Source organism: Salmonella sp. 32010601201800023SM, assembly GCF_017572235.1.
Classification (GTDB): Bacteria; Pseudomonadota; Gammaproteobacteria; order Enterobacterales; family Enterobacteriaceae; genus Salmonella; species Salmonella enterica.
In genome coordinates this window covers 1,032,854-1,045,150 of sequence record NZ_JAGEQS010000001.1, presented here as the reverse complement: position 1 = coordinate 1,045,150, position 12,297 = coordinate 1,032,854, and the positions used below count along the sequence as shown (strand labels likewise).

The window sequence follows — 12,297 nt, the reverse complement described above, 5'->3', positions numbered from 1 at the left end:
AGTATTCATTAGAAAAATAAATCAATTCTATTCACATGAAAAATAACATCTTTATAAATTATATAACGATCATTATAAAAAGAGGTTGACGTGTGATGTAGATCACATCTATGATTAACTTATCGATCGTTAAGTTAATGCTTACGACACCCATTCATCTGCTAAAGGTCATCACTATGAAAAACGTAAAAACCCTCATCGCTGCTGCGGTACTGAGTTCGCTCTCATTCGCCAGCTTCGCCGCCGTTGAAGTTCAGGCAACGCCAGAAGGTCAACAGAAGTTCGGCACCATTTCCGCGAATGGCGGCACGAATCTGGGCTCGCTGGAAGATCAGCTGGCGCAAAAAGCACAGGAGATGGGGGCGAAGTCTTTCCGTATTACCTCTGTTACCGGCCCGAATACCCTCCACGGTACGGCGGTAATCTATAAGTAAGCATTAACCCTCATTAATGCCGCTGCGATTGCCACAATAAAAAGAGAAAGCCTCGCGATGCATCGCGAGGCTTTTTTGTCGGTCAGCTATTCACGCTTACAGCGACTGCGGTTTCGCCTCTGCTTGACGGGTTACATCCACCGGCATTCCGGAACGCACTTCCATAACATGTTCCATCACCGCAGCATCGGTCTGCGGCGCGTCCTTAAAGGCCTGCATCGGGCCATTCAGCACAATCGGCAGCACCTGCGGATCGTCGCCTATATTTTTAGACAGCGGCTGATGAACTTCCACCAGTCGCACGCCGCCTGGCTCCACCGAGGCTTTAATCGGCGTATTGATAATATTCACTTTGGTTCCCGGCGTGACCTGACGGAACAATGTCTCTATATCACCGTCGCGCAGACGGATACAGCCGGAACTGACGCGCATACCAATGCCAAAATCGGCATTCGTGCCATGTAACAGATAGACGCCGCCGTAGGCCGCTAAACGAATCGCGTGATGCCCCATTGGGTTATCGGGACCGGCAGGCACCACGGCGGGGAGATCGATGCCTTGCGCTTTATAACGGGCGCGAATATTGGCGGTCGGCGTCCAGGTTGGATTGGCGCGTTTATCCGAAATGGTCGTCACCATCGTTGGCGTCAGGGTATCGCCGCCCAGTTGGCCAATCCCGATAGGGTAGACCGTGACCGTATTTTTCCCCGGTTGATAATAGTAAAGCCGTAATTCCGCGAGGTTAATGACGATACCTTCACGTGGCGCGTCCGGTAGCAGCGTTTGCAGCGGAATCGTTAGCACGCTGCCTGCGCGTGGCACGTAAGGATCAATGCCGGGGTTGGCCTGTAACAGGGCTAAAAAGCCCACGTTATATTTTTTGGCGATCGCCTCCAGCGAGCCGCCGTCGTCTTCAACGACATGGAATTTATTTTCTCCCACCAGTCGACTGCCGGGGAGCGGAAGAGGCCACGTATTCGCCTGCGCGGGAAGGGCAAGCATGATGGTCGCGGTAAGCGCAAGCAACGCCCACCAGCGAGAGAGTCGCGTATTGTTGAACATTATAATAAACCCATGATTATTATGTGGTTATTTTTATAAAAGAGGAAATAAGAATTATGGCGGCTGGCTGTGTCTGGAACTGCAGGGAAGTGCAAAGAATTTGTAAAGATTAGGCCGGACGCAGAGTAATGACGCCCGACCTGACGCTTATGCAATAGCGTTTTCTTCCAGTTGCTGCATGAACTGGCGTACCCAGTCTATACGCGTTTTACGTTCGCTTAAATCCTGAATAAACTTGAGGCGCGTCGGGCCATCCAGACGGAAATGCTGCGGCTGTTTTTGCAGTAACCCGATAAGCCAGGCGGGGTCAACGTGGTTTTTCTCGGCGAACTCAATCGTTCCACCTTTCTCGTTACCCTCCAGTTTTCGGATGCCGAGCTTTTGCGCCTGTTGGCGCAGGCGGGCGATATCCAGCAGATTACGCGCCGGATCGGGCAACAGGCCGAAGCGATCGATCAATTCCACTTTGATCTCTTCCAGCTCGTTTTCGTTCTTCGCGCTGGCAATGCGTTTATAGAATGACAGCCGGGTATTAACATCCGGAATAAAATCATCCGGCAGTAACGACGGCATTCGCAGCTCGACTTCCGTTTGCTGACTGGTGAGATCTTCCAGCGAGGGTTCGCGGCCTGCTTTCAGCGCATCGACGGCGTTTTCCAGCAGTTCCATGTAGAGTGAGAAGCCAATGGTTTCCATTGAGCCGCTTTGCTCTTCGCCAAGCAGTTCGCCCGCGCCGCGGATCTCCAGGTCGTGGGTCGCCAGCGCAAACCCGGCGCCTAAATCCTCCAGCGACGCAATCGCCTCCAGCCGTTTTTGCGCATCGGTGGTCATGGCCTTAGGATGTGGCGTCAACAGCCAGGAGTAGGCCTGGTGGTGCGAGCGCCCAACGCGGCCACGCAGCTGGTGCAACTGCGCGAGGCCGAAATGATCCGCGCGTTCAATGATGATCGTGTTAGCGGTGGGAATGTCGATCCCCGTTTCGATAATGGTAGTACACACCAGCACGTTAAAACGTTGATGGTGGAAATCATTCATGACCCGTTCCAGCTCACGTTCGCGCATCTGCCCGTGGCCTATAGCGATTCGCGCTTCCGGTACCAGTTCCGCCAGCCGCTCTGCGGCTTTCTGAATATTTTCGACGTCATTGTACAAATAGTAAACCTGACCGCCGCGCAGGATTTCACGCAGAATCGCTTCCCTTACTATCAGGCTATCATACTCGCGAACAAAGGTTTTTACCGCCAGACGACGGGCAGGGGGAGTGGCGATAATGGAGAGATCGCGCATACCGCTCATCGCCATATTCAGCGTCCGCGGGATCGGCGTCGCCGTGAGCGTCAGAATATCGACATCGGCGCGCATCGCCTTAATTCGCTCTTTGTGGCGCACGCCGAAACGGTGCTCTTCATCGACAATCAGCAGGCCGAGGTCGTGCAGCTTCACATCGCTTTGTAGCAGTTTATGCGTACCGATCAGAATATCGATCTTACCCTCGGCGGCTTCCGCCAGGATTTGCGTCTGCTCTTTGGCGCTGCGAAAGCGGGACAGCATCTCAATGCGTACCGGCCAGTTGGCGAAACGGTCGCGGAAGTTGTCATAGTGTTGCTGCGCCAGCAGCGTGGTAGGCACCAGTACCGCTACCTGTTTATGGTTTTCCACCGCCAGGAACGCGGCGCGCATCGCCACTTCGGTTTTGCCGAAGCCGACGTCGCCGCACACCAGCCTGTCCATCGCCAGCGGTTGGCACATATCGCTCAATACGGCGTTAATCGCCTGTGCCTGATCGGGCGTCGTTTCAAACGGGAAGCTGTCGCAGAATAACTGATACTGCTCACGATCATGCTTAAAGGCAAACCCCTCTTTTGCCGCCCGTTGCGCATAAATATCCAACAGTTCCGCTGCGACATCGCGCACTTTTTCCGCCGCTTTCTGCCGGGCGCGCGACCAGGCGTCGCCGCCCAGTTTATGCAGCGGCGCACTTTCTTCCGCGCCGCCAGCATAGCGGCTAATCAGATGCAATGAGGAAACCGGCACATACAGTTTGGCGTCATTGGCGTAGGTGAGCATCAGATACTCACCCTTGATGCCGCCAGCCTCCAGAGTGGTCATGCCGGCATAGCGTCCGACGCCGTGCTCCAGATGCACTACCGGTTGACCGACGTGGAGCTCCGCCAGGTTACGAATCAACGTATCCGGGTTGATCGTACGACGGGAATCCAGGCGGCGACGCGCGACCCGTTCACCCAGGAGATCGCTTTCGCAAATCAGCGCCAGATTGCGTTGGGTGTCGATAAAACCATGTTCTGCGGCGCCAATCATCAGATAGCGTCCCGCATCCTGCGCCTCGTCCAGGCGTAATATCCGCTTCGGCGCGATTTTTATGCGGGCCAGGAGCTCTCCCAGCGCTTCGCGGCGTCCTTCGCTTTCCACAGAAAAAATCACCGGACCGCTGAAAGATTCGAGGAACTTACGCAGCGCGTCCAGCGGCGCTTTCTGCTGTGCCTGGATAGCCAAATCCGGTAATTTCTGGAAACCGAGATTGGTATTGGCGGCTTTTTCCGGCAGATGGTCGGTTTTAAGCTGGAGGCGAGGCCAGCGTTTAAGCTCGGAAAAGAGCTCATCCACCCGTAGCCAGAGGGCTTCCGGCGGCAAAAGCGGGCGCATAGGATCGACGCCACGATTTTCAAAACGCGCCAGCGTGTCGGCCTGAAAGCGTTCGGCGCTGGTTTCCAGCGAGCCGGTATTCACCACCAGAGTATTGGCGGGGAAATAGCTAAATAATGGCGGTAACGGTTCGCTGAAAAAGAGCGGCTGCCAGTATTCGATCCCGGCGGGCAGAGTGCCTTTGCTGACCTGCTGATAGATGTGCTCGGCGTCGCGTTTTACCTCAAAGGTATCGCGCCACTGGCTACGGAAAAGCTCAATAGCGGCTTTGTCGGTAGGAAATTCGTGCGCGGGCAACAAATTGATGGCCTCAACCTCCTCCAGCGTACGCTGGGTATCCGCGTCAAACAGACGCAGGCTGTCGATTTCATCATCAAAAAAGTCGAGGCGATAAGGCTGTTCGCTGCCCATCGGAAAGAGATCCAACAGCGCGCCGCGCGTCGCGTATTCGCCATGCTCCATCACCTGATCGACATGCCGATAACCGGCGCTGTCAAGCTGCGCGCGCAGAGCGTCGCGGGACAGCCGCTGGCCTTTTTTCATCACCAGCGCATGACCATGCAGATAGCTATGCGGACAAACGCGCTGCATCAGGGTGTTTACCGGTACAATCAAGACGCCGCGCTGCATCGACGGCAACTGGTAGAGCGTGGACAGACGCGAAGAGATAATTTCCTGATGCGGGGAGAAGCTGTCATACGGTAGCGTTTCCCAGTCCGCCAGGTTCATGACCATCTGATCGGTAAACTGGCGGATTTCATCATGCAATCGCAGAGCATTTTGCATGTCAGGCGCTATGAGTACCACCGGACCGGCATGGCGTTCGGCTATCTCCGCCACCAGCGTAGCGCAGGCGGCACCGGTAAGTTCGCCCAACTGGCGCTGATCGCCCGCTTTTGTCGGCAGCGTGTAACGTTGTTTTTCAGGCATAACGGTTGTCAGTATCTCTTTTTGTTTTACGCCGCACTCTACGCGTCACCCTTCAGGCTGCTTCATGGTTGGCTGCGCGCCGGGACAGCATGAAGGACTCAGGTATTCAGGGGCATATGACTGATAAGCAATGTTCTTTATTATCCGCGATCGTTGTTTATTAGCAAATTGAATCCGCCGGATAACGCGCCGAACAGGTAAAGTATGAACATGTAAGTGACTTGATTTGTCGGCCTTTTTCAGAATAACGCTGACGAACTCTTACGGTTCAGACATTTACGCATTCCGCTTTCGCTTATATACTCGGGACTTTGCTAACAGCAACCAGACGGATTACATGTATCAACCTGTCGCTCTATTCATTGGCCTGCGTTACATGCGCGGGCGTGCAGCAGATCGCTTCGGTCGCTTCGTTTCCTGGCTTTCCACTATCGGCATTACCCTGGGGGTGATGGCGCTGGTCACGGTATTGTCGGTGATGAACGGTTTTGAGCGCGAACTGCAAAATAACATTCTTGGTTTGATGCCTCAGGCCATCCTCTCTGCTGAACATGGTTCTCTTAACCCGAATCAGATGCCGGAAAAAGCGGTGAATCTGCAAGGCGTTAACCGTATTGCGCCGCTGACGACGGGCGATGTCGTACTGCAAAGCGCGCGTAGCGTTGCGGTTGGCGTGATGTTAGGTATCGATCCGGCGCAAAAAGATCCATTAACGCCGTATCTGGTCAATGTGAAGCAAAGCGAATTACAGCCGGGTAAGTATAATGTCATCCTCGGCGAGCAGCTCGCCGGACAGTTAGGGGTCAACCGCGGCGATCAGATTCGGCTAATGGTGCCATCTGCCAGCCAGTTTACGCCAATGGGACGCCTGCCCAGTCAGCGTCTGTTTACGGTGATTGGCACATTTGCCGCCAATAGCGAGGTCGATGGCTATGAAATGCTGGTCAATATTCAGGACGCGTCGCGTTTAATGCGCTATCCGGCAGGCAATATTACCGGCTGGCGTCTGTGGCTGGATGAACCGCTGCAAGTCGATACCCTCAGCCAACAGACGCTGCCGCAAGGCACGAAGTGGCAGGACTGGCGCGAACGCAAAGGCGAGTTGTTCCAGGCTGTGCGCATGGAAAAGAACATGATGGGATTGTTGCTGAGTCTCATCGTGGCAGTCGCGGCTTTTAACATAATTACTTCGTTGGGCCTGATGGTCATGGAGAAGCAGGGTGAAGTGGCGATTTTACAAACTCAAGGGCTGACGCCGCGACAAATTATGATGGTCTTTATGGTGCAGGGCGCCAGCGCCGGGATTATCGGCGCGCTGTTGGGCGCCGCGCTGGGCGCATTGCTTGCCAGCCAACTGAATAACCTGATGCCGATCATCGGCGCGTTTCTGGATGGCGCTGCGTTGCCCGTGGCGATAGAGCCGTTACAGGTGATCGTTATCGCGCTGGTGGCAATGGCCATCGCGCTGCTTTCTACGCTTTATCCTTCCTGGCGCGCTGCCGCCACTCAACCCGCTGAGGCTTTACGTTATGAATAAGATCCTGTTGCAATGCGACAACCTGTGCAAACGCTATCAGGAAGGCACCGTACAAACCGACGTGTTGCACGATGTCAGCTTCAGTATCGGCGAAGGCGAAATGATGGCGATCGTCGGCAGTTCCGGTTCGGGTAAAAGTACGTTGCTGCATCTGTTAGGCGGGCTGGATACGCCCACCTCCGGCGATGTGATTTTTAGCGGCCAGCCGATGAGCAAACTCTCTTCTGCGGCAAAAGCGGAATTACGTAACCAGAAACTGGGGTTTATCTATCAGTTTCATCATCTCCTGCCGGATTTTACGGCGCTGGAAAACGTGGCGATGCCATTATTGATTGGCAAAAAGAAACCGGCGGAGATTGACGCTCGGGCGCGAGAAATGCTGCACGCCGTAGGGCTGGAGCATCGCGCAACCCATCGACCTTCGGAACTTTCCGGCGGTGAGCGCCAGCGTGTCGCGATAGCGCGCGCGTTGGTGAATAACCCGCGTCTGGTACTGGCGGATGAGCCGACCGGTAATCTGGATGCGCGTAATGCCGACAGTATTTTTGAGCTTCTGGGCGAGTTAAATCGTCTGCAGGGAACCGCGTTTCTGGTGGTGACTCACGATTTGCAACTGGCGAAACGTATGAGCCGCCAGCTTGAGATGCGCGATGGCCGCCTGACGGCGGAACTGAGCCTGATGGGGGCTGAGTAATGGCGTCGCCTTTATCATTGTTAATTGGCTTGCGCTTCAGCCGTGGGCGGCGGCGCGGCGGTATGGTTTCGCTCATTTCCGTCATTTCTACCATCGGTATCGCGCTGGGCGTGGCGGTATTGATTGTCGGTTTAAGCGCGATGAACGGTTTCGAACGCGAGTTGAATAACCGTATTCTGGCGGTGGTTCCGCACGGGGAGATTGAAGCGGTCAATCAGCCGTGGACCAACTGGCGTGAAGCGCTGGCAAAAGTGCAGAAGGTGCCGGGCATTGCCGCCGCCGCGCCGTATATCAATTTTACCGGCCTGGTAGAGAGCGGGGCGAATTTGCGCGCCATTCAGGTTAAAGGCGTCGACCCTAAGCAAGAGCAGCAGCTTAGCGCGTTACCGTCATTTGTGCAAAATCACGCCTGGGATCATTTCAAAGCGGGCGAGCAGCAGATCATTATCGGCAAAGGCGTCGCCGATGCGCTGAACGTGAAACAGGGCGACTGGGTGTCCATCATGATCCCCAATGCGAATGCCGACCATAAGCTGCTCCAGCCCAAACGCGTGCGTTTGCATGTCATCGGGATTCTGCAACTGAGCGGCCAGCTCGATCACAGCTTCGCCATGATCCCGCTTGAGGATGCGCAGCAGTATCTGGATATGGGGTCCAGCGTTTCCGGTATCGCGCTTAAAGTCCACGACGTGTTTAATGCGAACAAACTGGTGCGTGACGCGGGTGAAGTGACTAACAGCTATGTCTACATTAAGAGCTGGATCGGCACCTACGGCTATATGTATCGCGATATCCAGATGATTCGCGCCATTATGTATCTGGCGATGATTCTGGTGATCGGCGTGGCCTGTTTTAATATCGTTTCCACCTTAGTGATGGCGGTAAAAGACAAAAGCGGCGACATTGCGGTATTAAGAACGCTGGGGGCGAAAGATGGTTTGATTCGTGCCATTTTCGTCTGGTACGGGCTACTGGCGGGCTTGCTGGGCAGCTTGATTGGCGTGGCGATCGGCGTTGTCGTTTCGCTTCAGCTTACCGCCATTATTAATGGGATTGAAAAGGAGATCGGGCATCAGTTTTTGTCCGGCGATATCTATTTTATCGACTTCCTGCCATCCGAATTACATTGGCTGGACGTTGTTTACGTACTGGTCACGGCGTTGTTGTTAAGCTTACTGGCGAGCTGGTATCCGGCGCGGCGGGCGAGCAACATTGACCCTGCGCGAGTATTGAGCGGCCAGTAATCGCGGAATATAAAAACAAGGAGCGGTGATGTATTACGGGTTTGACATTGGCGGAACAAAGATTGCGTTAGGCGTATTTGACTCAACGCGGCGGCTGCAGTGGGAAAAACGGGTTCCCACGCCCCATGCCAGCTATAGCGCCTTTTTAGACGCCGTGTGCGAGCTGGTCGCGGAAGCCGACCAGCGATTTGGCGTAAAAGGGTCGGTAGGGATTGGCATACCCGGTATGCCGGAAACCGAAGACGGCACGCTGTACGCCGCGAATGTCCCGGCAGCCAGCGGTAAGCCGTTGCGCGCCGATCTCAGCGCCCGACTGGATCGCGATGTGCGTCTGGACAATGACGCTAACTGTTTTGCCTTGTCCGAAGCCTGGGATGATGAATTCACGCAATATCCTTTGGTTATGGGGCTTATCCTCGGCACCGGCGTCGGCGGCGGCCTGGTGCTAAACGGGAAGCCGATTACCGGTCAGAGCTATATCACCGGCGAGTTTGGTCATATACGTTTGCCGGTTGACGCGCTAACGTTGATGGGGTTTGATTTTCCTCTCCGCCGTTGTGGATGCGGTCAGATGGGCTGCATTGAGAATTATCTGTCCGGGCGCGGGTTTGCGTGGCTATATCAGCATTATTATCATCAATCGCTGCAGGCGCCGGAGATTATCGCGTTGTGGGAGCAGGGCGATGAGCAGGCGCACGCGCATGTTGAGCGCTATCTGGATTTACTGGCGGTTTGTCTGGGGAATATACTGACGATTGTCGATCCCGATTTATTGGTGATCGGCGGCGGACTATCGAACTTTACGGCAATAACAACGCAACTGGCGGAAAGACTGCCGCGCCATCTCCTCCCTGTTGCCCGCGCGCCGCGCATTGAGCGTGCGCGGCATGGGGATGCAGGTGGGATGCGCGGTGCTGCTTTTTTACATCTTACCGACTAATCAAAAAAAGAGGTTGTTATGCAGTCGCGTCGGTTTCATCGATTAAGCCGCTTTCGTAAAAATAAACGTCTGTTGCGTGAACGTCTGCGCCAGCGGATCTTTTTCAGAGACAGAGTGGTGCCGGAAATGATGGAAAACCCAAGAGTATTAGTCCTTACAGGTGCAGGAATTTCTGCAGAGTCTGGTATTCGTACGTTTCGCGCGGCGGATGGCCTTTGGGAAGAGCATCGGGTTGAAGATGTGGCAACGCCGGAAGGATTCGCCCGTAATCCGGGGCTGGTGCAGACATTTTATAATGCCCGCCGTCAGCAGCTTCAACAGCCGGAAATACAACCCAATGCGGCGCATCTGGCGTTAGCGAAGCTTGAAGAAGCGCTTGGCGATCGCTTTTTGCTGGTGACGCAAAACATCGACAATTTGCATGAACGCGCGGGCAACCGCAACATCATTCATATGCATGGCGAGCTGTTGAAGGTGCGCTGTTCGCAAAGCGGCCAAATTCTGGAATGGAACGGCGATGTGATGCCGGAAGATAAATGTCACTGCTGTCAGTTCCCGGCGCCGCTACGTCCGCACGTGGTGTGGTTTGGCGAGATGCCGCTTGGCATGGATGAAATTTATATGGCGCTGTCGATGGCGGATATTTTTATCGCCATTGGCACATCCGGTCATGTCTATCCGGCTGCGGGGTTTGTGCATGAAGCAAAACTGCACGGCGCACATACGGTGGAACTGAATCTTGAGCCAAGCCAGGTCGGCAGCGAGTTTGAAGAGAAGCACTACGGCCCGGCAAGCCAGGTTGTGCCGGAATTTGTTGATAAATTCCTGAAAGGGCTGTAGTGCTGTTTGCCCGGTAACGCCTTATCCGGCCTACATTTCACGTTACGTTCATCTGTAGGCCCGACAGGCGCTTTGGCTGAATTAGCGTCCTGCTTTTAGCTTCTGATAATACTCTTCATAAATGGCGCTGGCGTCGCCGACATCGTTTTGCCACTCGCCTTTGCTGATGGTTTGCGCATCCGGATAGAGCGACTTATCATTGGCGACCTCCGGGCTTAACAGCTTACGCGCCGCCAGGTTGGGGGTAGGGTAGCCGATGGTTTCTGCCACCTCTTTCGCGACGTCAGGACGCAGCAGGAAGTTGATTAGCTTCAGCGCGCCCTCTTTATTTTTCGCGTTCGCCGGAATAGCCAGGCTATCCATCCAGAAAATACCGCCTTCCTTCGGCCAGACGACCTCCAGCGGCGTGCCAGCCTGACGAGCAACGAAGGCCGAACCGTTCCACACCATACCCAGGTTGACTTCCCCTTCCATATACGGATTCGCCGGATTATCGGAGTTGAAGGCCGCTACGTTCGGCATCAGTTTTTTCAACTCTTCATATGCCGCTTCGATCTCTTTCGGATCGGTAGTGTTACCGGAATAACCTAGCTTGCGCAGCGCCATCTGGAAGACTTCTCGCGCATCGTCGGTTAAAAGCAGGCTGTTTTTATATTCCGGTTTCCACAAGTCAGCCCAGCTGGTAATGGTTTTTGGATCGATAGCATCGCTGTTCACGCCAATTGCCGTTGCGCCCCAGATATATGGAACGGAATAATCGTTGTTGGGGTCAAACGGTTTGTTGAGCATTTCCGGATCGAGGTTGTGGAAATTGGTTAATTTCGACTTATCGATCTTCTGAATCATGCCTTCTTTGCGCATTTTGTCGACATAGTATGTAGAAGGAACAACCAGGTCATACGCGCCATCTTTATAGGTTTTGAGTTTGGCATACATGGTTTCGTTCGACTCGTAGGTCGAATAAATCACCTTAATGCCAGTCTCTTTAGTGAACTGTTCCAGCAGGCCCGGCGGCACATACTCAGTCCAGTTATAGAAATAGAGCGTGTCGTTGTCGGAGGCATGAGCGGCACTCATACCCAGCGCCAGGGCGCCCGCCGCGAGCAGGTGGCGTGACCATTTTTTCATTTAACGTCCCCTGAATTACGGGCCTTATCGGCCCTTGGTTTTATCACGAGCAATAAGCTGGCTGGCAATGACCATTACCAGAGACAGCACCAATAAAACGGTCGCCAGCGCGTTCACTTCTGGTGAAACGCCGACTTTTACCATGGAATAAATCTTTAAGGGTAAAATTTCATAGCCCGGCCCGGTGACAAACGACGAGACCACTACATCGTCCATCGACAACGTAAAGCTCAGCAACCAGCCCGCCGCCACCGCCGGCATCGCCAGCGGCAGAATGATTTTGCGTAAAATCGTTACCTCACTGGCCCCCAGGTCTTTTGCGGCTTCCAGCATTCTGACATCAAAGCCTTTCAGGCGCGAATAGACCGTGACGACCACAAACGGCAGGCTAAAGGTGATGTGCGAGAACAGCAACGACCAAAAGCCCAGTTGAATGCCGAGTAACATAAACAGCACCAGCAGGGAGATCGCCATCACGATATCCGGCGACATCATTACTACAAACAGCATCCCGCTGACGAATGGCTTCCCGCGAAAGCGGTAGCGATAAAGCGCCACCGCGGTTAACGAGCCAATCAACGTGGCGAAGGTCGCTGAAAAAATCGCCATCGTCAGTGAATGTTGAGCGGCCTGCAACAGACTGTCGTTATTGACCAGTAGTTCGTACCATTTAGTGGTAAAGCCCTGCCAGTTAATGCCGAACCGCGAACTGTTGAAGGAGTTCACGATCAGAATAATGATGGGAATATACAGATACGCATAGATGGCAGTCATGAAACCGCCACGGAGCAGCCGACCGATCATTCAAGTTCCACCTTCTTATT

General features: G+C 54.2%; 10 protein-coding genes. 6 read left to right on the top strand and 4 right to left on the bottom strand.

What is annotated here, in order from left to right:
* The first annotated feature begins 176 nt into the window (after positions 1-176).
* Entirely contained in the window at positions 177-434 is a 258-nt protein-coding gene (bhsA, locus tag J4617_RS05280) for a multiple stress resistance protein BhsA (protein WP_000800159.1), read from the top strand.
* A 96-nt stretch (positions 435-530) separates the two neighbouring features.
* On the opposite strand, the gene J4617_RS05275 is transcribed toward bhsA, so the two are convergent.
* Positions 531-1,496 carry a L,D-transpeptidase family protein gene (locus J4617_RS05275; protein ID WP_017466047.1) on the bottom strand — a complete coding sequence of 322 codons (966 nt, stop codon included), beginning with the start codon at positions 1,494-1,496 and terminating at the stop codon, positions 531-533.
* 147 nt (positions 1,497-1,643) lie between these two features.
* Entirely contained in the window at positions 1,644-5,090 is a 3,447-nt protein-coding gene (gene mfd / locus J4617_RS05270) for a transcription-repair coupling factor (RefSeq protein ID WP_208290674.1), read from the bottom strand.
* Between the two features lie 337 nt (positions 5,091-5,427).
* Here mfd and lolC point away from each other — a divergent pair, with 337 nt between their 5' ends.
* The 5 genes from lolC to cobB are packed head-to-tail and all read left to right on the top strand — an operon-like array spanning position 5,428 to position 10,345.
* Entirely contained in the window at positions 5,428-6,627 is a 1,200-nt protein-coding gene (lolC, locus tag J4617_RS05265; RefSeq protein WP_001518787.1) for a lipoprotein-releasing ABC transporter permease subunit LolC, read from the top strand.
* On the top strand, positions 6,620-7,321 hold the full coding sequence (gene lolD, locus J4617_RS05260; RefSeq protein ID WP_001033714.1) for a lipoprotein-releasing ABC transporter ATP-binding protein LolD: 702 nt from the start codon (positions 6,620-6,622) through the stop codon (positions 7,319-7,321). Before lolC ends, lolD begins: the two co-directional genes overlap by 8 nt.
* Positions 7,321-8,565 carry a lipoprotein-releasing ABC transporter permease subunit LolE gene (gene lolE, locus J4617_RS05255; RefSeq protein WP_000168092.1) on the top strand — a complete coding sequence of 415 codons (1,245 nt, stop codon included), beginning with the start codon at positions 7,321-7,323 and terminating at the stop codon, positions 8,563-8,565. Before lolD ends, lolE begins: the two co-directional genes overlap by 1 nt.
* Before the next feature lie 28 nt (positions 8,566-8,593).
* The gene (gene nagK / locus J4617_RS05250) at positions 8,594-9,505 is read left to right on the top strand and encodes an N-acetylglucosamine kinase (protein ID WP_017465434.1); all 912 of its coding nucleotides are present in this window, start codon (positions 8,594-8,596) and stop codon (positions 9,503-9,505) included.
* 18 nt (positions 9,506-9,523) lie between these two features.
* Positions 9,524-10,345, top strand: coding sequence for a Sir2 family NAD+-dependent deacetylase (gene cobB / locus J4617_RS05245; protein ID WP_001191856.1), 822 nt, complete (start codon positions 9,524-9,526; stop codon positions 10,343-10,345).
* Between the two features lie 81 nt (positions 10,346-10,426).
* Here cobB and potD read toward each other — a convergent pair whose 3' ends face one another.
* Both potD and potC read right to left on the bottom strand, forming a co-directional pair.
* Complete coding sequence (gene potD, locus J4617_RS05240) at positions 10,427-11,473, bottom strand: spermidine/putrescine ABC transporter substrate-binding protein PotD (RefSeq protein WP_000759329.1); 1,047 nt, start codon at positions 11,471-11,473, stop codon at positions 10,427-10,429.
* A gap of 24 nt (positions 11,474-11,497) precedes the next feature.
* Positions 11,498-12,277, bottom strand: coding sequence for a spermidine/putrescine ABC transporter permease PotC (gene potC / locus J4617_RS05235; RefSeq protein ID WP_000580299.1), 780 nt, complete (start codon positions 12,275-12,277; stop codon positions 11,498-11,500).
* Positions 12,278-12,297 lie beyond the last annotated feature (20 nt).